This is a genomic window from Enterocloster citroniae, from assembly GCF_040545455.1.
In the GTDB taxonomy this organism is placed as follows: Bacteria; Bacillota; Clostridia; order Lachnospirales; family Lachnospiraceae; genus Enterocloster; species Enterocloster citroniae.
Map to the genome: position 1 here is coordinate 252,220 of NZ_JBEPLZ010000008.1, position 21,490 is coordinate 273,709.

Annotated in this window: 20 protein-coding genes; 3 read left to right on the plus strand and 17 right to left on the minus strand. The window is 51.5% G+C overall.

The window, feature by feature from the left end:
* Window positions 1-122 precede the first annotated feature (122 nt).
* Window positions 123-1,400, plus strand: coding sequence for an AAA family ATPase (locus ABID13_RS13560; protein WP_048930795.1), 1,278 nt, complete (start codon window positions 123-125; stop codon window positions 1,398-1,400).
* 16 nt (window positions 1,401-1,416) lie between these two features.
* Here the strand turns inward: ABID13_RS13560 and ABID13_RS13565 are convergent, their stop codons facing one another.
* The 4 genes from ABID13_RS13565 to ABID13_RS13580 all read right to left on the minus strand — a co-directional run bounded on the left by ABID13_RS13565 (window position 1,417) and on the right by ABID13_RS13580 (window position 5,828).
* Complete coding sequence (locus ABID13_RS13565) at window positions 1,417-2,634, minus strand: AfsR/SARP family transcriptional regulator (protein WP_007868583.1); 1,218 nt, start codon at window positions 2,632-2,634, stop codon at window positions 1,417-1,419.
* Between the two features lie 170 nt (window positions 2,635-2,804).
* Entirely contained in the window at window positions 2,805-4,130 is a 1,326-nt protein-coding gene (locus ABID13_RS13570) for an MATE family efflux transporter (RefSeq protein ID WP_007868585.1), read from the minus strand.
* A gap of 37 nt (window positions 4,131-4,167) precedes the next feature.
* The gene (greA, locus tag ABID13_RS13575; RefSeq protein ID WP_048930796.1) at window positions 4,168-4,671 is read right to left on the minus strand and encodes a transcription elongation factor GreA; all 504 of its coding nucleotides are present in this window, start codon (window positions 4,669-4,671) and stop codon (window positions 4,168-4,170) included.
* A gap of 41 nt (window positions 4,672-4,712) precedes the next feature.
* Window positions 4,713-5,828: a hypothetical protein gene (locus ABID13_RS13580; protein ID WP_048930797.1), complete on the minus strand. Its 1,116-nt coding sequence runs from the start codon at window positions 5,826-5,828 to the stop codon at window positions 4,713-4,715.
* A 302-nt stretch (window positions 5,829-6,130) separates the two neighbouring features.
* Between ABID13_RS13580 and ABID13_RS13585 the strand changes: the two genes are divergently transcribed.
* Complete coding sequence (locus tag ABID13_RS13585) at window positions 6,131-6,643, plus strand: superoxide dismutase family protein (protein ID WP_007868598.1); 513 nt, start codon at window positions 6,131-6,133, stop codon at window positions 6,641-6,643.
* Window positions 6,644-6,789: 146 nt separating this feature from the next.
* On the opposite strand, the gene ABID13_RS13590 is transcribed toward ABID13_RS13585, so the two are convergent.
* The 6 genes from ABID13_RS13590 to ABID13_RS13615 form a co-directional block, all read right to left on the minus strand.
* On the minus strand, window positions 6,790-7,770 hold the full coding sequence (locus ABID13_RS13590; RefSeq protein ID WP_048930798.1) for a tRNA dihydrouridine synthase: 981 nt from the start codon (window positions 7,768-7,770) through the stop codon (window positions 6,790-6,792).
* Window positions 7,771-7,926: 156 nt separating this feature from the next.
* Window positions 7,927-9,084, minus strand: a complete 1,158-nt coding sequence (locus ABID13_RS13595; RefSeq protein ID WP_048930799.1) for a Gfo/Idh/MocA family protein — start codon at window positions 9,082-9,084, stop codon at window positions 7,927-7,929.
* A 4-nt stretch (window positions 9,085-9,088) separates the two neighbouring features.
* Window positions 9,089-10,168: a Gfo/Idh/MocA family protein gene (locus ABID13_RS13600; RefSeq protein ID WP_048930800.1), complete on the minus strand. Its 1,080-nt coding sequence runs from the start codon at window positions 10,166-10,168 to the stop codon at window positions 9,089-9,091.
* Window positions 10,169-10,190: 22 nt separating this feature from the next.
* Window positions 10,191-11,471 (minus strand): TRAP transporter large permease, encoded by a 1,281-nt coding sequence (locus ABID13_RS13605; protein ID WP_007868615.1) that lies wholly within the window; start codon window positions 11,469-11,471, stop codon window positions 10,191-10,193.
* On the minus strand, window positions 11,468-11,968 hold the full coding sequence (locus ABID13_RS13610) for a TRAP transporter small permease (protein WP_007868617.1): 501 nt from the start codon (window positions 11,966-11,968) through the stop codon (window positions 11,468-11,470). Before ABID13_RS13610 ends, ABID13_RS13605 begins: the two co-directional genes overlap by 4 nt.
* Window positions 11,969-12,064: 96 nt before the next feature.
* Window positions 12,065-13,165, minus strand: a complete 1,101-nt coding sequence (locus ABID13_RS13615; RefSeq protein WP_048930801.1) for a TRAP transporter substrate-binding protein — start codon at window positions 13,163-13,165, stop codon at window positions 12,065-12,067.
* 193 nt (window positions 13,166-13,358) lie between these two features.
* On the opposite strand from ABID13_RS13615, the gene ABID13_RS13620 reads away from it, so the two are divergent.
* Complete coding sequence (locus ABID13_RS13620) at window positions 13,359-14,222, plus strand: AraC family transcriptional regulator (RefSeq protein ID WP_048930802.1); 864 nt, start codon at window positions 13,359-13,361, stop codon at window positions 14,220-14,222.
* A 14-nt stretch (window positions 14,223-14,236) separates the two neighbouring features.
* Here ABID13_RS13620 and ABID13_RS13625 read toward each other — a convergent pair whose 3' ends face one another.
* From ABID13_RS13625 to ABID13_RS13655, 7 genes are read right to left on the minus strand one after another with little or no spacing between them, the layout of a single operon-like run.
* On the minus strand, window positions 14,237-15,328 hold the full coding sequence (locus tag ABID13_RS13625) for a lactonase family protein (RefSeq protein ID WP_197092206.1): 1,092 nt from the start codon (window positions 15,326-15,328) through the stop codon (window positions 14,237-14,239).
* Window positions 15,285-16,649, minus strand: a complete 1,365-nt coding sequence (locus ABID13_RS13630; RefSeq protein ID WP_007868627.1) for a mandelate racemase/muconate lactonizing enzyme family protein — start codon at window positions 16,647-16,649, stop codon at window positions 15,285-15,287. The genes ABID13_RS13625 and ABID13_RS13630 overlap by 44 nt, the downstream gene beginning before the upstream one ends.
* Before the next feature lie 45 nt (window positions 16,650-16,694).
* Window positions 16,695-17,489, minus strand: a complete 795-nt coding sequence (locus tag ABID13_RS13635) for an SDR family NAD(P)-dependent oxidoreductase (protein ID WP_007868629.1) — start codon at window positions 17,487-17,489, stop codon at window positions 16,695-16,697.
* Window positions 17,470-18,297 (minus strand): SDR family oxidoreductase, encoded by an 828-nt coding sequence (locus tag ABID13_RS13640; protein WP_007868631.1) that lies wholly within the window; start codon window positions 18,295-18,297, stop codon window positions 17,470-17,472. The genes ABID13_RS13635 and ABID13_RS13640 overlap by 20 nt, the downstream gene beginning before the upstream one ends.
* A gap of 22 nt (window positions 18,298-18,319) precedes the next feature.
* Window positions 18,320-19,252 carry an RraA family protein gene (locus ABID13_RS13645; RefSeq protein ID WP_007868640.1) on the minus strand — a complete coding sequence of 311 codons (933 nt, stop codon included), beginning with the start codon at window positions 19,250-19,252 and terminating at the stop codon, window positions 18,320-18,322.
* A 23-nt stretch (window positions 19,253-19,275) separates the two neighbouring features.
* Window positions 19,276-20,034 carry an SDR family NAD(P)-dependent oxidoreductase gene (locus ABID13_RS13650; protein WP_048930804.1) on the minus strand — a complete coding sequence of 253 codons (759 nt, stop codon included), beginning with the start codon at window positions 20,032-20,034 and terminating at the stop codon, window positions 19,276-19,278.
* An 11-nt stretch (window positions 20,035-20,045) separates the two neighbouring features.
* Window positions 20,046-21,392, minus strand: a complete 1,347-nt coding sequence (locus ABID13_RS13655; RefSeq protein ID WP_048930805.1) for an ABC transporter substrate-binding protein — start codon at window positions 21,390-21,392, stop codon at window positions 20,046-20,048.
* Window positions 21,393-21,490: the final 98 nt, after the last annotated feature.

The following is a 21,490-nucleotide window of genomic DNA, read 5'->3' on the forward strand; positions in this document are numbered from 1 at the left end:
CAATTCTTAAGATTTCTTGCGAGATTTTTCCTCATTTCATCTTGCATTTTCTCCCCTCTCCATGGTACAATGAATCCAATGGATTATTATGAGTTTTTTTCTCGCAGATATGGAGGTGTCTTATGCTGGTTCAGCTGATTTTAAAGAATTTCAAGATTTTCAAAGAAGAAACTTTATTAGATTGTTTACCTGGTCCCATAAACGAACACAAAGCATCCCTGATCAAGGATGCTTTGGATGGGGAACAGTTTCTCCCGGTTATTGCTATCTACGGCCCCAATGGAGGTGGCAAATCAACGGTGCTGTACGGCTTACGATTCCTAACAGATCTTCTTACCGCCGCCAGGCCGGAAACCGTTGCTTCCCGGCCAGTCCATCACCGCATGTCACCGGTCTGCTCGGGCATGCCCTCTGAGTTTGATGTACTGTACCGGCACAGAGGCTTCCTGTTCCGTTATCAGCTTCGCCTCCTAAAGGGGATCATTGCAGAAGAGACCCTTTTTTACGGCCGTGTTGGAAAGGATGATGCCGGAATACTTTTTAATAGGAAGGAATCCGATTTTCATCTGGGCAAGATCGTATCATCCTGTCCGGTTAATCACGTGTCTCCCTCAGAGCCGCTGCTCTCTCTCCTGGCACGTTCATCCCAGTCCGAAACCATCCAGGCCGCATACTCCTGGTTTGAGGAGACGCATTTTCTTTCCTCCTCTCCTTCGGATGCTCCGTTACCAAAATCAGCGGAACAGGCCGGCAGGATCGGAAGCAATATATATGATGCTATAGGCGGCAATACATACGGCGATATCGATGGCAATGCATATGGTCATATCGGTGACGGTATCTCCGGCGGCATCTATGACGGCATCTGCAAAGACATCTGTACCCTGCTCCAGTCCATGGGACTGGATATCACCAATATCAGGTCCGTTCCCCAGGGAGGCGTAACCGCTTCCGGGCTATGGCTGACCCATACGCCGGAAGGTTCTGAACCTTACGAACTCCCATATGAGGATGAATCAGAGGGCACAAAAAAACTTTTATCCGTCCTCCCCCCTGTCATCGCCAGCTTAAAGCAGGGCAGCCTGATCGTGGCGGATGATCTGGACAGCCGGCTGCATCCCCATCTGCTGCGTTATATCATAAGCCTTTATACAAATGCAGAGAAAAATCCTCACGGTGCTCAGCTTATATTCTCCAGCCATAATACCGCTGTTTTGATGCCCACTGTTCTCCGCCGGGATGAGATCTGGCTCTGCTGCCATCCATCAGGAGAGGATGCGCAGCTCTATCCTCTTTCCTGGTACAAAAAAGAAAACGGCCTCATCCCAAGAAATGATGAGGCCTATGGCAAGCAGTATCTGGAAGGCCGTTATGGGGCCAGTCCCAAGATAACCGGTTAATTCTTAGCGGAATACCTTATAGCAGACTTTCAGGCATTACCTGATAGTTCAGTTTCACCTTGCGCCCTCCGTCCCACAGATGGAGGGTGCGGTCTATCCGTTCAAATATCCTGAGACAATACTCCTGGGAGGTGCCGTTGAGCATTACCAGGTACTGGCTTGGATTGTAGCAGGTAAATAAATCTCCCTTTCTCACGGACGTTCCGATGGCCTCATGAAGCCTGGCCGAAGCTGTCTTCAGCAAATCCCCAGCGGCATCCAGGGGTTTTCCCTTTGCATCCAGCAGCGTACAGCACAGCATCACGCTGGTGAAGTCGATCCGCTCCGACATGCGTACCAGCAGTCGGTAGCAGTCGATAAAGGCAGGATAAGAACAATAGTAAGGTCCATTGACCCGGTCCCGCTCCTGCAGGCTTTCCCTTACGTCCTTAAGGGTGTCTGAAGTATAACGGATCTGGCCGCTCATGGTCCTAAACCGCTCCAGCATCTTCTCAGAGGGAGGAAGACCCTGTTCCTCAAAATACTGGGCAACCGCCTGGTCGTAAACCTGCATGGCGTCCTTAAAGCGTTTCATGGCGATCAGGCAGTCGATCTTCATGATCTGACACTCTTCATAGGGATAAAGATTACAGGCAGCGGAGCACAGCTCCAGCAGTTCCGTGTACTCGCGGTTGGCCTTCATCAGATGGCTGGCCACCCTCAGACACTGGAAGTACAGTTCCTGGCACCGCACTTCGATAACAGACACCCATTTCTCTCCTGCCAGCTGGGCCATAAATTCCCCCTGGTACAGGCGGCAGGCCCTCTTTAACAGGTTTTCATCCCTTGTCTTCAGCGCTTTCCTGGCAGTTTCCTCAAAATCCTTTGCATCTATGTACACAGAAAGGCTGCCCTTGTCAAACCGGTACACCCCGCCCTCGGTCCGGATATACTCATGTTCCGGCAGACCGCTGCCCTCCAGTATTTTGCGGAGCCGGAACACAGCCGCCCTAAGGCTTCCCGATGGGTTGGTGTTCTCACCGTTTCCGTAGAGCATATCCAGCAGTTCTTCCCTCAGGACCCCCTTCTCACCGGCATATAAAAGGATAAGAAAGAGCTGAAGCATCTTACCCAGCGGATTTGCCATGACGGACAGCGGTTTCCTGTTATACTCCACCATAACCGTTCCCATCATAAATACATTTAAGCCTTCACTTTCGCCCAATATACGGGCATTCCCCTGATCTGCGTTCATTGTTTCCCCTACCCCCGTTGCAAGAGCGTTACACGCCTCATAACGCTATTTTACAACATTCCATCTGATATTTCCACAGATTTTTCCAATTTTCCACATATTCCCCGCGGACTTCCTATGGACTTCCCATAAATTTCCCATGGACTTCCCCACGGACTTCCCATGCCCCATCACTTTCCTCTCATAAACCAGAAATAGTACGGAATCTCCACCAGGAGCATTACACTCCACCCAACAGCACAGGCATAGGCAACGCCCTGCATTCCCATAACAGGCGCCAGAAGATACACAAATACCACACGAAGGCTGGTCTGTACAAAGGTTCCCAGAAGGGTTATGCTCATATTCCCCATGCCGCGGAAAAAGCCCTGTATTCCATTGGTAAAGGCCGGGAAAATGTAGAATAGGGCCATAAGTCCCAGATAGCTGCTGCCCAGTCCTATGATGCCCTGGTTCCCGGCAGTGACAAACAGTCCCATCAGCGGTTTTCTAAACAGCAGGATCACAAGAGCAATGCATACCCAGTAGCAAAACTCCAGGGTCAGCCCATGGCGAAAGCCCTTCCGGATCCTCTCCTTTTTTCCGGCTCCCCGGTTCTGTGCCACGAAGGTGGTGATGCCATGGGAAATGCTCTGCTCCGGCGTAAAGGCATAATCATCAATCCGGTTCACTGCGTTAAAGGCCGCGATCATATCAACCCCCAGAGGATTGACCGCTCCCTGGATCAGCAGCTTTCCAATGGGCTGGCAGGATTGCTGCAACGCTGTGACGCTGCCGTAGCGCAGTGTCTGGCGCAGCAGCTGGCGGTCCATGGTGAACTCCCCTTTTCTCAGCTGCAGCATGGGTATCTTCCTATACACATAGGTGATACACAGAATCGCCGAGGCCGCCTCTGCGATCACCGTGGTGGTGGCCGAGCACACGATGCCAAAGCCCAGGCCGCCTATAAAGATCAGATCCAACAGGGCATTGAGAACAGATGAGAATGCCAGGAATTTAAGGGGCGTCTTGGAGTCCCCCACACTTTTTAAGGCAGCGGAAACTGCATTGTAAAAATATGTAAATGGAGCTCCCAGGAATATAATGGACAGATAGGTGGAAGCCATGCCCAGTATTTCTTCCGGCACCTGAAGCGCTTTAAGCAGCGGTCGTGAGAAAAAAACTCCGAGAAGCGCAACAATAACCGAGAAATAACAGCCGAATATCACGGTGGTGGACATTTCCCTTTTCAGTTTATCCTGGTGGCCTGCGCCAAAAAACTCACTCATCAGGACGGAGGCCCCCATACAAATACCGGAAATGCCCAGGATCACAATATTCATGACCGGGCTGGCAGTCCCTTCCGCCGCCAATGCCTGTTTTCCGATAAACCGCCCCGCTATGATGGAGTCCACAGCATTGTAGGTAAGCTGGAACAGGTTTCCAAGGATCAGCGGTACCGAGTACCTGACCAGATGATTTGTTATTTTTCCTTCTGTCATATTTACAGCAGCCATGATGATCTCTCCTTATACCGGTACTGATTTTTTCCTGTCAGAAGCTGCGGAGCTTGTCGTCCTCATCTGCCGCAGTCTTATCGATGGAGCGTATCTCCACTTCATACCCAAAGCGGTCGTCCACCTTAACGTGGACCCGTTCCCCCACTTTATGGCCCCTGATGGCCTTTCCCAGAGGTGAATCTATGCTGATCAGGCCCTGAAGGGAATTTCCCCGGACGGTTGTAACCAGTTTGTATTCCTCCGTCTCGTCATCATCCGGAATGTATACGCTCACCCGGTCTCCCAGCCCTACCTCATCTGCCCCGGACTGGTCGGAGATGATCCTGGCCGTCTTTATCATTTTCTCCAGGTAACGGATGCGGCTTTCATTGCGGTTTTTGTCCTGCTTGGCTGCTTTGTATTCAAAATTCTCGCTCAGGTCCCCGTGGGCTCTGGCCTCCTTCACCGCTTCCAGCGCTTCTTTTCTCACCACCAGTTTCCGGTACTCTATCTCCTCTTCCATTTTCTTAATATCACTTTTCGTCAGATTATCATACATGATTTGCCACTGCCTTTCCCCAAAAATGTTTCCATCAGTTTTTATTGGTATTCCCGGTACTGCCATCCGCCTTTTAGCTGGTATACGGCTCCGGGAGCCAGACTGTCGTATTGGATGTGTTTGATGTGAGGATTTTCCTCATTATAATATGCCTTCATGATCCGTTCCACCTCCTGGTTGGCCGTGTCAGTAAAGCAGCGCCTTACCATGGCCTGGGGGGCCAGGCCTGTAACGGACAGATCCACCTTGTACCAGTTTCCATCCGCCTGTACATAGACAAACATATGGTCCTTGTCCTCATCATCCGGAGCACAGAAGCAGTTCAGTCCCATGGACCTGGCAAGAAGCTGGTAGGCCACGGAGATCCCTTCACACACCGCCTTATGGTTCACAAGGCACCCATATGCCGTGAAGGAGGGATCGCCCGTGGTGTCTTCTCCCGCCACAAACCGGTTATAAAGATCCTTATCATAGGTACAGCCGGAGGCAATATAAAAGGCCGCATTCCTGGCCCGCTCCAGTTCGCTTGCATTTCTCCACTGATAACTGTTAAGATACTCCCGTATCACCAGGGCAATACGGTTGCGCTGCTGCTTATAGGTATCGCTCCCCACCCCTTCCTGGTAGAGGGGCACCCCGGCCAGCACCAGAAGGCTGTCGCCATCCACCGCCATTTCCCCGGTCCCGATCTGGTCGCTCTCCCCGTATAACGCTTTGCACAGGTTATCGGAAAGGCCGAAGTAGTTGTACAGCCCATAATTGTAGTCCTGTCTCAGGCGGCGCTCCATCACGGGATCCCCCTTTGAGTTATAGCTCATGATCACATCCACATACTGCAGCCCGGCCTTGTCCGCATAATCCTTTAGGGGATAATCCGCATCGTACGAAGCATATGGGTCATGGTTCACCCAGGCTCCGTCCTCCCCTACCTGGTATCCGTCCGGCGTGGCGGTATTGGAAAGCATCCGGCCGTTGGCATCAAAATAATACCACCGCCCATCTGTGTCCTGAAGCCATCCCTTTGCATAGGTCCCGTCATCCTGTCTGTATTTCCACTGACCAGATTCCGTTGTCCAGGTTCCGGCATACGCTGCGTTTGAAATAAAGATACTCAATGCCGCTGATACGGCAAGGATTTTTAAAAAATGTCTTTTCATAGCAATTCACTCCTGCCTTTTATAAATTCTTTATTTTCACTTTAGTTTCTTTATCGATTCTTTAGCGTGTGCTCAAACTTTGGCCACATTTTCCCTGTATAGTATTACTTGTAAGGTGATAGACCTTTTAAATATACAGGAAGACACTTTTTCATACCTATTGGCCGGCAGTTCCCCTTCTGCCGGCCCCCTCCATTTTATAAGCCGGATGTGACCAGGACATGCTATGGCAGCGCATGTTTGGTCACATTCTTTTTTTATCTGCATATGCTGTAAAGAATAAACTTTTTTAGGAGACCATTATGGATAACCAATCTGTCACTCCTGCTGATATCTTCGCAGATCTACTGCGCTTTCGGGCCCCTTCCGCCGTTGCCTGGGTAAGAGGCGGGGCATCCGCTCCCGCAATAAGCGGCCTTGTGAAATTCTATCACACACCTTACGGCGGTGTGCTGGTGGAAGCTGAGATATTCAACCTTCCCAACAAGAATATGCCTGGCGCCACGGATTTCTACGCCATGCACATCCATCAGAACGGCGACTGCTCAGACAATTTCGCCAACACGGGAGAGCATTATAATCCCACCAACGCCGCCCACCCCAACCATGCGGGCGACATGGTCCCCCTTCTTGGAAATGAGGGCTATGCATGGACGGCGTTCTATGACAAACGCTTTAAAATAGAAGATATCCTGGGGCGGTCCGTTGTCATCCACAGCCATCCCGATGACTTTACCACCCAGCCCTCCGGCAATTCGGGCGGAAAGATCGCCTGCGGCACCATTATGAAAGCGGATTATACGGATCAGGTCTGATTCTTACATCTGGGGGCCGTTTTTCCGGAGTGTGTACGGAACTTCCGGGAGTATGCACAAAGCTTCCCGGAGTATGCACAAAGCTCCCCGGAGTGTGTCTGAATACCACCTCCAGACACACTCTGGAGTATAACACAAATTCCAGTTTAATACAATTTGAACCCGGCCCCTTCCACAATATCCAGATCCCTGAACACCTGGCTGACCGCGGCTTCGTATTCGCCGAGCCGCTGGGCCTTTTTTATCTTTTTGCCGTATTTCCCGTCATCAGAGAATATCCGGATCATGGATGCCCATATCTCTTTCATTTTAAACAGCACATTCCTGTCCCCGGACATGATCCCCCTGTATCCCTCATAGATCCGCTGGTGAAATTCCTCTAACCGGACCTTATCCAGAGGTGTCCCTGTCTCTATGGCTTCCACAAGACCAGGATTGGCTATGATCCCCCGCCCCATCATCACATACCCCAGTTTCGGGTATTGCTGAGTCAGCCCCCTGAAATCCTCTGCCGTGAACAGGTCCCCGTTATAGCATACCGGGCTGCTGCCGTGTTCCAGGCCATAGCCGAACATTTCCCTGTCAGGGGTATTCTTGTAATAATCCGTGCGGACCCTGGAATGGATGATCAGCTGGGTCAGGGGATATTTGTTATAGATTTCCAAAAGGTGGTAAAACTCATCTGAGGAATAGATGCCCAGCCGTGTTTTGACCGACATTTCCATCCCCATCTTGTCCAGTTCTTCTGTCACGGTTTCCAAAAACATATCCAGCGCATGGGGCATACTGAGAAATCCCGCCCCTTTGTTCTTGGATACCACAGTCGGCGAGGGACACCCCAGATTCAAATTCACTTCCCTGTAACCGTATTCTTTTAATATCAGGGCCGCCCTCAGGAAGTCTTCCGCCCTGTTTGTAAGGATCTGAGGTATCACGCAAAGCCCCCTGTTGTGTTCGGGCAGTATATCGTTTATCTCCCGGGAGCTCAGTCCGCCCTTCATCCCTCCCTGTGCCCTGGGCGATACAAAGGGTGTAAAGTACCGGTCCATGGGCCGGAAACAGGCGTGGTACGCGTTCCTGTATATATATCCTGTAAGCCCCTCCATGGGAGCCATGTAAAATTCCATTCTATGAGATCCGTCCTGTCTTTGGTTTATGGTCCCCCGGCATCCTGCCGGGCGCATAGCAAGTATAGCATATCCGGACCCCAAATGCAAAAATATGCCCGGACTGTTTTAACTTTACAGCCCGGGCACGGATTTTTTTCTCGGTTGTCTGTTTCCTTACTTACCAACATCCCTTCCCAGCGTGATCTCCACCTTCTCAAAATTTTCTACACTCTTTGTCTTCTCGAAAAAGTGGGGCATTTCCCGGATCATGGTGGATTTGCTGTAAAACGGGTCATCGCAGGCCAGCGGCAGTTTTACGGTCCTTTGGGTGGCCGCTGATTTATAGATGGCGGCAATGAGCTCAATGGATTTCCTGCCCTCCTCACCGCTGGTAAGAAGCGCTTCCCCGCCCTGGATGGCTCCCAGGAAATTTCCGATCTGGGCCTCATGGCCTTCACGTTTAAGTTCCGGTATGCTCAGGTATGCCTGCTCCAGCATCTTCAGCCCTTCCTCATCCTGCTCAGGGAAACCGTTGGGCAGGGGCTTGGAGGCAGCCGGTTCCCAGGGAATGGAGAGACGTCCCTTCTCTGTCTGGAAGATCAGTTCCTGCTCCTCCCCGTGGTCCACAATGGAGGTGGTCAGCTGGGCCATTGCTTCCGGGTAATTGAATACGGCTACCCCCACATCCTCCAGTTCCGAATTGTGGTGTCCCACATTTCTCATACATGCCATCACTGATTCCGGCATTCCCATCATCCACTGGAGAAGGTCGATGTGATGGACCGAGTGGCTGGTAAAGCTTCCCCCGCACTCGCTCTCCCAGGTTCCCCTCCACCACAGGTCATAGTAGTTCTCTCCTCTCCACCACAGGGAGTTGACGATCGCATGGGTCACCCTGCCGCCCGTCCCTTCCTCCAGCATGCGGTGGACTCTCTCCATAGGCGTCTTAAAGCGGTTCTGGCACACCACGCTTAAAAGCCTGTTGTTTTCCCCTGCAGCGCGGATCATCTTATCACATTCCTCCAGGGAGCTGGCCATGGGCTTTTCCACCAGCACATGGCACCCATGGTTTAGGGCATGGATGGCCGCCTCACAGTGGGCCGAAGGAGGAAGGCAGACAGATACCACATCGATCCCCCCCTGATCCAGGGCTTCCTCCAGACTCTTATACGCCCGGGCGTTCTGTATTCCTTTTTTTTCCAGAAGTTCCTCCGCCTTATTCACATAGAGATCGCAGACCGCCCTGATCTCGCAGTCCCCGACAAACTCTTTGTACGCATCAATATGGACGCCTGCGATAGCTCCGGCTCCCACGATTGCAATACCCAACATCCGCTCACCCCTCAATTCTCTCTGCCGCCAATTCCGCCTCAATGGCCAGTTCAATGGCTTTAAATTCCGTATCCTGGTCAAAGGCCGTATCTGTCCTGTCCAGACAATCCCTGATCAGTCTTCCAAAGAATGGGAAGCCGATGAGTCCGGCTGCCTTTATGTGCCGCTCCCCTTCGTGGTTGACCAGGTACAGGTGATCCCCCTCCCTGTCATTTGCCACATCCAGGTATTTGCGTATCTCAATGTATCCGTCCGTTCCCACGATCAGGGTCCGCCCGTCTCCCCAGGCTCCCAGGCCGTCCGGCGTAAACCAGTCCAGACGGGAATAAGCCGTGGTCCCGTTGTCGCAGGTCAGCATCATGTCCCCAAAATCCTCAAATCCGGGAGTCTCCTTATGACCATAGTTGGCAACCCTGCTCTTTTCCACCACCGCGTCCCTGGCTCCCGCATAAATCAGGATCTGTTCAATCTGATGGCAGCCGATGTCCACCAGGATCCCCCCATACCTGGATTTGTCAAAGAACCAGCCCGGCCTGGTGGAGACAGAGGCCCGGTGAGGTCCCCAGCCCATGATATTGATCACCCGTCCGATGGCCTGTTCCTTCAATAGCTTTTCAGCATATACCGCGGCCTCCACGTGACGCCTTTCGCTGTAATACACCGCGTATTTCCTGTTGTATGCTTTCACGGCCTGTCTGGCCCTGTCCAGCTGTTCCCTGTTGATCAGGGGCGGTTTGTCCGTGAAGTAATCCTTTCCCCTGGCCATGGCCTGTATCCCCAGGTCACAGCGCTCTGACGGCACGGAGGCCGAGGCGATCATCTTGATCCTCTCATTGTCCAGGATCTCCTCCAGGGAGGAAGCGGTCCTGGCCCCAGGGTATCTTTTGCAGAATGCCTCTGCTTTTTCCGTGTCCGGGTCATAGACCAGATCGATCACAGCACCCGCCTCAGTGAGTCCGTTGCTCATTCCGAATATATGTCCGTGGTCCAGTCCCACTACTCCCACATGAAAATCATCCTTGCCGCACACAGGGGCCGCATGTCCCCTGGGCGCATAATTTTGTCCGTCTGCTTTTATCTGCATGATGTCCTCCCTTATCCCATTTCTATCTCATAAGTCCGGGCAGGAATGTCACAATGCCCGGCACAAATATCATAAGTGCAATAGCCGCAAGGATCACCAATATGTATGGCATCAATGGCTTAACGCTCTTTTCCAACGGCAGGCCCGCCACTCCGCAGGCGATGAACAGGAAGGTTCCCACCGGCGGCGTGATGGCGCCGATCTGCATCACAATGACCATGATAACGCCGTAATGGATGGGATCAAACCCAAATGCACCCCCAACCGATACCACGATTCCCGCAAACATGGCAATGAGTATGGTGGGATCCAGAAAACATCCCAGGATCATGAACACAATGATCAGGAACAGGGTGGCCAGATAGGGATTGCCCAGCGTGTTCACCGCAAAGTTCAGCACTTCCTGCTGAAGCTGCATGCGCACCAGCACATTGGCAAGGACGCCTGCGGCTGAAATGGTCATGAATACCACGGCGGTGGTCACAGCGGAATCTACAATGATCTTTGGAAGGTCCCCTACCTTCAGCTTCCTGGATACAAAGAATCCGTAGATCAGGCCGTAGGCAATTGCCAGGACTCCTGACTCAGTGGGGGTTACGATACCGAACACAATACCCAGCAGGATAATGAGGGGCATGATCAGGGCACCCAGGGACTTCCAAAAGGTCTTTATGAAATGGATCATGGAAAAGCGGGTAATAGGAATGTCATATCCCCGTTTCCTGTAGGATACATAGTTGACACCGCACTGCATGATACCAATGAGGATTCCGGGCACCAGCCCTCCCAGGAACAGCTTTGCAACCGGTGTCTCAGTGTAAAAGGAATACAGGATCATGGCAATGCTGGGCGGAATGATGGGGCTGAGCATGGATGATCCCGCTGTAACAGCAACCGCATAATCCTTGTCATATCCCTGTTTTTCCATGGCAGGAATCAGCATTCCCCCGATGGCCGAGGCATCCGCGGCGCCGGAGCCCTGGATACCGCCAAAAAGCATGGAGGTCAGGATATTTACATATCCCAATCCGCCCTTAAACTGCCCCACGGCCGCATTGGCAAAGTCCACCAGCTTATCCGTGATCTGGGCCTTCATCATGATATTTCCCGCCAGTACGAAAAAGGGAATGGCCATCAGGGAAAAGGAGTTGATGCTTCCAAACATGCGGATGATCACCAGCGAAAAGGGGATGTCCATTGCTACGATAAAAATAATGGCCGTGATAAGGGTGGACATAAAAATGGGAAAGCCCAGAAATATAAAAAATAAAAGCACTAAAAACACAAGCGTGGCCTGGATCATTTTCCCACCTCCTCTTCGGCGCCGTCCTTCCATCCAAACAGCTGCACTGCATACTCCAGTATCAGGTAAAATCCTCCCACGGGAACAGCCGCATAGAACCAGGCAATGGTTATGTCAGGAAGATTTTGCAGCATGTTGGTGGTATTTTTCATCACATGCATGGCCCCGGCATAGGTCACCGCAGCAAGGGCAGCGATCACCACCGCGGTGGCGCACTTCTTGGCGATCTTCATCTGGGACTCCGAGAGAAAACGGTCCAGGAAAAACTGTACGCTTAAGTGGGATTCCTGCTTTACTCCCACGCTGGCCGCCAGAAATGCCACCCAGATGGCCATAAGCCGTATGATTTCATCCCCCCAGGCAAAGGGCTTTAAGTCCGCGGAAGTAAAATACCGCAAAACGATCTGCACAAAGCTGAGGATCACAATGTATCCCAGCATACCGATAATTGCAACGGACCGGATCTTATCCAATATCCAGTATATTTTCTTAAACATGTCCTGCCTCCCATACATTGAGCACTGTTTTTAAAAATTGCCGCCCGGTATCACTGGCCAGAGCCAGCCGGGCGGCAATCCATTAAAGTCCACTCCTTACTTCTGCGCTTCCAGGATCATATCAATAAAGGAATTCCAGTTGTCTCCCTTTGCCCTGTATTCTTCCAGCATTGGTGCGCACGCTTCCTTCCACTTGTCGATGTCCTGGATCTCAGTGATCACAACGCCCTCTGCCTTCATCTCTTCCAGCGCCTTATCATTGTCCTCATCATCAATACGCGCCTGATAGGCAACCGTCTCATCCACCGACTCCATGATGATCTGCTGCAGATCCTGGGGAAGGCTATCATACCAGTCCTTATTAAAGAAATACATGATACAGGCCATACAGTGGTTGGTCACGGCCAGGTTTTTGGCGTTGTCCTGGAATTTCATAGAGTTGATCATGGACGGAGACGCCTCCATCCCATCCATTACCTTTGTCTGAAGAGCTGTATAAACTTCGTTCCAGTCCATGGTGGTGCCGGACGCTCCCAGGCAGTCGAACATGGAAATGTAAATGTTGTTGGGACCTCTCATTTTAAGCCCCTTCATATCCTCCAGCTTGGTAACAGGGGCAACGGTAAGCATGTCCCTTGCGCCCATGGACTGTCCGCCGCAGGCTACAAATCCATGCTGCTCCAGGCGTTTGGATACCTCCGGCTCCATGGCCTTGATAACTTCGCGGTATTCCTCATTGTCCTTGAACAGGAATGGGAACTCAAACATCTGAAGCTCAGGCACCCACACTCCTGGTCCGGTTCCCGGCGCTGCCGCCACCATCTCCAGAGCGCCTGCCTGGCACATTTCCACCTGTTCGGACTGGCTTCCCAGCTCATTCCCAAAGTTAGCCGTGGTCTTGATCCTTCCCCCGGATTTCTCCTCCACTGTCTTGCAGAAAAACTCCAGGGCACGCCCTATGGTTCCTGACTGGGCCTGGTTGGATGAGGTGCGCAGCTCATAGACCTTGCCGTCATCCGCCTTTGCCTCTGTTTCCTTGGATTCTTCCTTTGGCGCCTCCGACTGACCGGCCGCCTGGGTCTGTGCCTCCTGGGTCTGCGCCGCAGAGGTCTGGGTCTGTGCCGGCTTGGATGCGCATCCAGCCATCAGGGCTGCTGTAACGGCCACTGAAAGCGACAGTAATACTGCTTTTCTCATAATGTCCTCCTTTGTTTATGTTGCATTCAATTGTTTGACATAATTATAACAACCCAATGGAACGAATCCCATAGTTATTAATGCGGAAAACATTGTGATTCGTGCTTTGATTTTTAGCCAAGTTCTATAGTATTTAGTTGTATTTGTTGAGATTAAGTGATAAATTATATAATAAACAGGGGGTTCTTATGAGATGAAATTTGAAAAGCATCCATTTTTAGCACACTTATATGAATTAGATTGCGATTATCGGGTCATGCTCTACTCCGATACCAGCAACAAGAATATCTACAGTCATTCCCATAACTTTTTTGAAATGTTCCTGCTGATCTCCGGCAGAATCGTATACAATACGGCGGGAACTTCCTTCTATCTGAAGCCCGGTGATTTTCTGTTTATCAACAGGCATCAGGAGCATTTTCCGGAAATGCTGGATTTCTCCATTCCCTACGAAAGGATGGCGCTCCAGGTGTCCCCCCAGGTACTGAAGGAACTGTCCATGGACGGGGTGGATCTGTCGGAATGTTTTACAACAGACACCTTCCGGGTCTACCATTATCCCCATCCCATCCGTTCCCGGCTCAGCAGCCTTCTGGACCAGCTGACCTTCCTGTACAACAGCGAGGATATTTACGGTAAACGGATCCTGGGCCGCAGCTGCCTTGCCGAATTCTTTGTGGAAGTCAACAAACACAACAACGACCCTCACATCTTCTCATTCAGCCGGGACAACAAGGAAATGGGCCTTATGGCCCTGGTGGACCAATATTTTAAGGACCACATGGACCAGCAGATCACCGTGGCCCAGCTGTCTGAATATTTTTATATGAACCGGTACTACTTCATGCACCGGTTCAAGGAGATTTCCGGAATGACCATTTACCAATATATCCTGCGCCTGCGTTTAAATGAAGCCGAAGCCATGGTCCGCGGCGGAGCCTCTTTTATCTTTGCCAGCCAGCAGTGCGGGTTCGGGGATTATTCCAATTATTACAGGTGCTTTAAAAAGGAATACGGGGTATCCCCGCGGGAGTATTTTAAAAGCGAGCCGGGATAAGGACAGGGAAGGGATCACATGGGGGCAGCAAAGGAAATCTGCTGTGCATGAATGCTGCAAACCCGCCCCTTTAAAACACCGGTCCGGGGATCCCGCGCAAACACAGCCAAATCCCCGCTCCGCTCATTCGCAGCCAGCAAAAAGCGCTGCGACCGTGACAGGCAGATGTTTCTCGGCCAGTGTCCGCCGCTGTCATACGTTTTAACGTGCCTCAGGTCTCCGGTTTCTCTATCCCGGGCGAACAGCGTGACCGTATCCGGCCCACGGTCAGATACATAAACACAGCGCCCATCATCACTGATCTTAATATCCGCCCCGGCTGCTGCTTCCTGTGAAAAAAGCTCATGCCCAACAGGCAATACCTGCCGCTGCTGTGCATTCCGTTCTTCGTCCATGGAAAATGTAAAAACATGGTTGTTTAGTTCCGTGACAACATAAAGATTTTTTCCGTCCTTTGAAACGGCCATGTGACGGGGCCCCTCACCCCAAGGAAATATGATCTGCCGCTTTTTTTCCAGAAGCTTTATGCCTCCCTGCTCATGGACTCCGTAACAGAAGATCCGGTCAAGCCCCAGGTCCGCGACATATAAAAAACAATTGTCAGGGCTTAAAAGCGTGGAGTGGACATGGGAGACCCTTCCCTCAAACCCGGGTTCAAAATAATCATCCCCGGGAAATTCTTCCCTGTCCAGATATAATTTTCCATGTTCCTCCCGGCAGAGCAAAAAGCTTCCGCTGTTATAGCCGGATACGGTGAAATACGGCGTACCCGGCCAGGGGGTAATATGGCAAAGCGATGCGCCCGGAACATGGAGATGATCCACAGGCAGCAAGCGCTTTTCATGTTCCAGCCAGCGGTACAGAGTGATCTGGCTGTCGCGGCTGACTTCGCTCACCCCAAGGATCATGCCGTCCCGGATTGCAAGAAAAGAAGGATTGATGTCCCGTCCGCCTTCAAAAAGCGGGGTCAGTTCCCCGCTTTTTTCATCCAGCTCATAGATCCGTATCCCTCCAGGCTGCCCCGGAGCAGTGTAGGAACCGGTTATGATCAGTTCCTTATCATCAGCTCCATAACCGGTCATGCGCAAATGTGGAATCCCATTCATCCGTTGCCTCCCATAATCCAGGAATACGGTCATTGTCAATGTGTTCTTTAATCACTTCGTCATTCAGCCCTTCAATCCCCAGTCCCGGAAGATCCGGCACTTTAATATAACCATTGTTTACAATAGGTTTATAGGGATATTCAACCAGGTCCTGCCACCAAGGAATGTCATTGGAGTGGAACTCCAGCGCCAGAACATTCTCCGTAGCAGCCGTGCTGTGGACTGCAGCCAGGCAGGCAATAGGCGTCTCCGCCATGTGGACGATCATTCCTACCCCGTATTCCTGGGCCAGGTCTCCAATCTTCTTGTTTTCCAAAATTCCTCCTGAAGTGAGGATATCCGGATGGATCAAAGACACTCCGCCGGCTTCCAGAAGCGGTTTAAAGTTCTCCTTTAAGTAAATATCTTCGCCAGTGGCGACCGGCACATTGACCGACCTTCTTAAGATCGCATATTGATCCGTATAATGCCAGGGAAGCGCATCCTCCATCCAGGCAATGTTATATTTTTCCAGCATTCTTCCCAGCTTAATGCACTCAGTCAGTCCGATATGCCCCACGTGGTCAACCGCCAGCGGTATCTCATAACCGATCTCGCTTCTCGCTTCCGCCACATAATTCTCAAGCCACTCCATTCCTTTTTGTGTGATCTGGATCCCGGTCCTGCAATGCTCCACACAGGTGATCTCCCTGCGCTTCTGGGCTGCAACGCGCGTATCCATGGTTCCGTGCATATGCTCGTGCTGTTCCCCTGCCGCTGCAAGCTGTTCCACAAACCCCAGAGGCGCGTTCAGGGCTCCCGGCACATCATAGAGAAGGTCAATGCCCAAATCCATCTTAAGCATTGTAAAACCTTTTTCCATCCTTGATTTTAATGCCTTTCCCATCTTTTTTCCGTCCGGTTTTCCAGCCACATCCGTGTCGCAGTAAAGGCGGATCTCATCGCGGAATCTGCCGCCTAAAAGCTGGTATACCGGGACCCCGTATGCCTTGCCTGCCAGGTCCCACAATGCCACCTCGATCCCGGACACGCCTCCGCCCTGGCGCGACTGCCCGCCAAACTGCTTGATCTTACGGAAAATCCTGTCTACATTACATGGGTTCTCTCCGATCAGGCGGCTTTTCAGCATCAGAGCATAACGTTTGTCGGCAAAATCCCGCACTTCTCCATATCCCACCAGTCCCTGATTGGTGTATACCTTCACCATAATACACTGCATAGGAGCTTTCCAGATATCCGCAAAACGGATATCCGTAATCTTTAAATCAGATGGCCGCGATCCTGTCTTCACATGGTCTAATGCCTCTCGCTCGTCCAACATAGTTTATTAACCTCCCAATTCTTTTTAATCTCTCACATTGATCTCTCACAACAACATGGCGGCATCATCCAGACGCAATGCAGCGCCATTGATGCAGTCTGCCCCCTCCGAAGCCAGGAACATGACAGCAGGAGCCACCTGCTCCGGCTGGATGATACGTCCCCACGGCCGTTCCGGCCGGTAGGGAAACAGGGGTTTTAGGCCCGCCTGTTCACCAGTGATCACTGATTGCGGGTTCCCGCTTTTAACTCCGATCTCCACTGCTCCAAGTTCAAGGGAATTGACTGTAATTCCCGTCCCTCCGCACTCCAGCGCCAATTCCCGGGTCAGCATTTTGATCGCCCCCTTTGTCATGGAATAACAGAAGTCAAAGGTTGTTGGCCGCTTTGCGTGTACGGAAGAAATATGAATGATCCTTCCCCAGCCCTTTTGCCGCATAGGCGAAAGCACCCTCTGGCTCATCCGCAGGTATCCGCCCAGGTTGACCTGGAAAATCGTGCGGATCTTAGCCGCGTCATAACCTGAAAAGTCAAGATTATACTGCAATGCAGCATTATTCACCAGAATATCAATTTCCCCCAATGCCCGGACCGTCTCCTGGTACAGGCGCTCGGCTTCCTCCGGGATGGACAGATCGGCCCGTATCAGGGTACAGTCCTGACCGAAGGCCCTGACTTCCTCAAATACCTGATACGCGTTTTTCTCACTTGACCGGTAGTGGACCGCAACCTTTGCCCCCTGCCGCGCCGCCTCCACTGCGATGGCGCTGCCCAGTCCTTTTCCCGATCCGGTCACCAGTATTGTCTTCCCTTTCAGGCTCTTAACCTCCACATCCTTCATCGCTCATCCTTTCATAAGCCCGTGCATTGGCCAGTTTGTCTAAATATTCCAGGACCAATCCGCTGTCCGCCCGGATTGCTTCCCCATTGACGGCAGCAGCATCCTCGGCCAGGAAACATACAATTTGAGAAATATCCCGAGAGACAGGGATATGTCCGTTGGGGATTTTGAAGGAATATCCGTCATAAAAATGAGAAATTTCATTTTGGTACAGCCGGTCTTCTCCTCCCATGGCCCCCACTTCAATGAGGTTGCAGCGGTTTCCTCCGGTCCCAAAGCTGACCGCCCCTTCCCGGACCATGTTTTTTAACGCTCCCATGTACATGCTGTTCAAAGGCGCTGCAGCACTTGGTTTGTCAGAATGGACCGACCCCAGAAAGATCAGGCTGCCGTTTTTCATCAAAGAGCCAAACACCTTTGCAGTTGTAACAACTGATGTAATATCCTCCTCCACCAAGCGGCCAAACTCCTCATGGGAGATTTGGCTCACCGGTCTGCACAGGATCTCGGGCAGGTTATTATAGAAAAGCACCCGAACTGATGTAAGGCTTTGAAACAGGCGCAGCACCTCTGCCTCATCCGCAAAGTCAACCTCCTCCGTTTGACAGAAACAGCTCCTTTCCCCAAACCGGTCCTTTGACTGAAACCGGTCCTCCAACTGAAACCGGTCCTCCGGTCTAACATTCTTTCCCTTGGGGACGCAGAGCATTAACCGATACCCATTTTCAGCCAGCAGCATTGCGGCATCCCTTCCAATTTCAGTTGTAACATCTGTAATAACCGCCGTCTTCAGACGCTGATCATCCATTATGTCCTTTCCTCTCATAGGGTCAGTGCAGTTTATAGTCAACAAGCCCATTTGACTGCTTGGGTCTTTCCGGGTTTTTCGCAATCCCCAGTTCCTCTGTCCAATCCAGTCCATAGCCGCGATATTTTTCAGCCTCCTCAGACTTCCCGTACCACCCCAGGAAATCCTCCATCATCTCCATGGTCCATGCATTATCGATCTGGGCGGATGTATACACTCCTTGCTTTAACCGCTCAAAACCAAAGATATCCTTTACATGGGACTTTTCCGCCGTTGCCGCCACATGCTCCGCCAAATGGGCCGGGATAAATGTGATCCCGCTGATGGTTCCGTGCACCACATCCCCCGGAAGGCACACCGCACGGCCGATCCGTGCCGGCGTGTTCATCCCGCTCATCATGACATCGCCAATGGGCGTGGGATCAACCCCGCGGTAATACACCTGGAAATCATCCATCTCCACAATCTGCTCCAGATCACGGATCCCTCCCCAGATCACAGCGCCGCCTGTTTCCGTCCGGGTTTTGATTGCCGTGGAAAGGTTCCCTCCCACATAAGTTCCAAATAAGATCTGGTCGCACATATCAACCACGATCACATCCCGCTTTACCAGGGTTTCAATCACCCATTGATTAAAGAATCCCCGTTTTCCCTCTACATTGCGCCCCTCGTCAAGCAGATTGTTGTGGACATCAATCCTTGTGGGGACCATAACCGTTGTCACCGCGCGCCCGATCAGACGGCCCTTTTCTTTGTCCTGATTGCTTCTTTGCAGATCGCCCTCAAACTGATGCATGTAACCCTTATTGATCAGGGCCATGACAGCCTCCTCGGTTGTCACTTCCTTCAGGCGGTCTAAAAGCTGGTCGCTGACCTTTGGACGGCCGTCCTCAAAGCGCTCCCCCTGCCAATCCTTTGTGAGAAACTCAATATCCTCTTTCCTGTTAAATCTCATACCTATTACCCTCACTTTTTTTATTATGCGTTCCGGAGGATAATCCCTCCGTCTACCAACAAAGAAGTCCCCGTTATGTATGAAGCGTCATCTGAGGCCAGAAAACAGACTGCTTTTCCGATTTCGTCCGGCTGTCCCATTCTGGGGATCGGGATCCCTTTTCCAGCCGCTGTCTGTTCTTCTTCCGTCTTTATTCCCGTTAATTCCGATACCACCGCGCCGGGCGCCACTGCGTTTACCCGGATCCGGTAAGGGGCCAGCTCCCAGGCGATCCCTTTTACCAACCCCTCCAGAGCACATTTGATGGCTGAATAGAACGACTGCCCGGGAAGAGGGGCATGGGCGTTGCATGAGGTGATCATAATAATCGTCCCGCCCCTCTTTTGGTCAGTCATAAGTCTGGCGGCCTGCTGGGTGCAGTAAACCGCCCCCAGCAGATTTGTCCGGCAAATGGATTCGATCTCATCTGATGTATTCTCCAGGAAATCCTTTACCGTGGTAATTCCTGCATTATTTACAAAAATATCAATACCCGTTTCCTTGACAAAGGTATTAAAAAACCTGAAAATCTCATCCTTGTCAGTGACATCCAGAGGGCATCCCCTTGCATCCCCTCCCATTTCCCGTATCATCCGGATCGTTTCCTGGATCCGCTGGTGTCTGCGTCCTGTCACCAGAACATATGCCCCCTGTCTGGCCAGCTCCAGGGCGATCCCCCGTCCGATCCCGGACGTGGAACCTGTCACCAGAGCAACCTTCCCCGACAAATTTTGTCCGTCCATTCCTTCTCCTTTTATTTTGCCTCTGCGGCAGCTTCCGCTCCCAGGGAATACAGATACTCCGCCGCGTCTTCCACAGACATATCTCCGATCATAACCGCCTCTCCCGTGGACTTAAACTCCGTATTCCATGTGGAAAATGCAGGCGGAACATCACTCCAGTAAGGGGTGGGATTTACCTCATCCGCTGTGATGATCTTATACAGCATCATGTTCAGCTTCTCATAAGTATCCAGATCCGGCTCAATGGATCCATATACCTCATCCGAAAGCGGAAGTCCCCGGGTGGTTTTAAGGATCTTCCCTGCCTCCACATCGGAGAGGAACCATTTGATAAAGTCCGCCGCTTCCTGGATGTGCTCAGACTGGGCGCTTACCGAGAAGAAGATCGTGGACTGTACCCATCCGGAACCGCCCTCGCCCTGAGGCAGGCATACACCTCCCAGTTCATCATCCGGCAGCATTTTCCCAATGGTCATAACAGATCCCACGGAGATGCTGCGGGTCAGCACTTTCCCATTCAGGAAATAATCGTTCATGGGATCATACTCCACAAAGGAAAGGATCACCTCAGGAGGAGGGCATACCCCTTCTTCTACCAGATCCAGATAGAGCTGCATGTACTCCTTATAGGTTTCTTTATTAAAATTGAACTCATTTCCTGCCAGTGTCTTTTCTCCCCCGTGGGATTGCACATATTCCTGGTAATACTGGTACCAGTTACACATATCCCATAAAGGATACACTCCGTCCGGGCATTTTTTCTTTGCCTCACGGCCCCAGGCGATCATCTCCTCCCAGGTCCATCCGTTTTTCGGCTCTTCAATGCCCAGCTGCGCCAATCTGGTTTTGCTAAAGACAACGCCCTGTCCGTTGCGGCTCAGGGGGATTCCATAGAGTTTTCCATCGATCAGATAATTCTGTTTTTCATCCTCGCCCACAAACTCTGCCAGATCAATATAGGGCGACAGATCCGCCAGCGTTCCATTGTCAACATACTGCTCTATGTAGGCTGCATCCATCTGGAGAACATCAGGAACCTCCTTTGAGGCAGCTAACACCGGCAGCTTCTGCCAGTATCCATCCCATCCCGTAAATTCCACATCAAAGGTAACGCCTGTATCCTGAGAGTAAAGATCCAGTACCTTTTGAGTGGCTTCATGCCTGCTGTCCGAGCCCCACCAGAAAATAGAAAGGTTGGAAGCGCCGCCTGACGGCTGCCCCTCTGTTTTTGCGCCTGGAGAACTTTGTGCCCCCGGATCCTGCTTAGGACTATCAACCGGCTTTGAACAGCCTGACAGTGCCAGCATTGCAGCAAACAGAGCCACCGCGACCTTTTGACCAATTTGTTTTTTCCTCATAATATTCCTCCTACTACAATATATTTATGGTTAATATCCCTTACATCCAGTAAGGAATTATCCATCTTGTTGCTTAAGCTGTTAGAATGTAAGAGCAA

What these genes read in the sequence shown, in the direction of transcription:
- ABID13_RS13560 (WP_048930795.1), top strand. Translation starts at nt 123, where the DNA reads ATGCTGGTTCAGCTGATTTTAAAGAATTTCAAGATTTTCAAAGAAGAA.
- ABID13_RS13565 (WP_007868583.1), bottom strand. Translation starts at nt 2,634, where the DNA reads ATGAACGCAGATCAGGGGAATGCCCGTATATTGGGCGAAAGTGAAGGC.
- ABID13_RS13570 (WP_007868585.1), bottom strand. Translation starts at nt 4,130, where the DNA reads ATGGCTGCTGTAAATATGACAGAAGGAAAAATAACAAATCATCTGGTC.
- greA (WP_048930796.1), bottom strand. Translation starts at nt 4,671, where the DNA reads ATGTATGATAATCTGACGAAAAGTGATATTAAGAAAATGGAAGAGGAG.
- ABID13_RS13580 (WP_048930797.1), bottom strand. Translation starts at nt 5,828, where the DNA reads ATGAAAAGACATTTTTTAAAAATCCTTGCCGTATCAGCGGCATTGAGT.
- ABID13_RS13585 (WP_007868598.1), top strand. Translation starts at nt 6,131, where the DNA reads ATGGATAACCAATCTGTCACTCCTGCTGATATCTTCGCAGATCTACTG.
- ABID13_RS13590 (WP_048930798.1), bottom strand. Translation starts at nt 7,770, where the DNA reads ATGGAATTTTACATGGCTCCCATGGAGGGGCTTACAGGATATATATAC.
- ABID13_RS13595 (WP_048930799.1), bottom strand. Translation starts at nt 9,084, where the DNA reads ATGTTGGGTATTGCAATCGTGGGAGCCGGAGCTATCGCAGGCGTCCAT.
- ABID13_RS13600 (WP_048930800.1), bottom strand. Translation starts at nt 10,168, where the DNA reads ATGCAGATAAAAGCAGACGGACAAAATTATGCGCCCAGGGGACATGCG.
- ABID13_RS13605 (WP_007868615.1), bottom strand. Translation starts at nt 11,471, where the DNA reads ATGATCCAGGCCACGCTTGTGTTTTTAGTGCTTTTATTTTTTATATTT.
- ABID13_RS13610 (WP_007868617.1), bottom strand. Translation starts at nt 11,968, where the DNA reads ATGTTTAAGAAAATATACTGGATATTGGATAAGATCCGGTCCGTTGCA.
- ABID13_RS13615 (WP_048930801.1), bottom strand. Translation starts at nt 13,165, where the DNA reads ATGAGAAAAGCAGTATTACTGTCGCTTTCAGTGGCCGTTACAGCAGCC.
- ABID13_RS13620 (WP_048930802.1), top strand. Translation starts at nt 13,359, where the DNA reads ATGAAATTTGAAAAGCATCCATTTTTAGCACACTTATATGAATTAGAT.
- ABID13_RS13625 (WP_197092206.1), bottom strand. Translation starts at nt 15,328, where the DNA reads ATGAATGGGATTCCACATTTGCGCATGACCGGTTATGGAGCTGATGAT.
- ABID13_RS13630 (WP_007868627.1), bottom strand. Translation starts at nt 16,649, where the DNA reads ATGTTGGACGAGCGAGAGGCATTAGACCATGTGAAGACAGGATCGCGG.
- ABID13_RS13635 (WP_007868629.1), bottom strand. Translation starts at nt 17,489, where the DNA reads ATGAAGGATGTGGAGGTTAAGAGCCTGAAAGGGAAGACAATACTGGTG.
- ABID13_RS13640 (WP_007868631.1), bottom strand. Translation starts at nt 18,297, where the DNA reads ATGGATGATCAGCGTCTGAAGACGGCGGTTATTACAGATGTTACAACT.
- ABID13_RS13645 (WP_007868640.1), bottom strand. Translation starts at nt 19,252, where the DNA reads ATGAGATTTAACAGGAAAGAGGATATTGAGTTTCTCACAAAGGATTGG.
- ABID13_RS13650 (WP_048930804.1), bottom strand. Translation starts at nt 20,034, where the DNA reads ATGGACGGACAAAATTTGTCGGGGAAGGTTGCTCTGGTGACAGGTTCC.
- ABID13_RS13655 (WP_048930805.1), bottom strand. Translation starts at nt 21,392, where the DNA reads ATGAGGAAAAAACAAATTGGTCAAAAGGTCGCGGTGGCTCTGTTTGCT.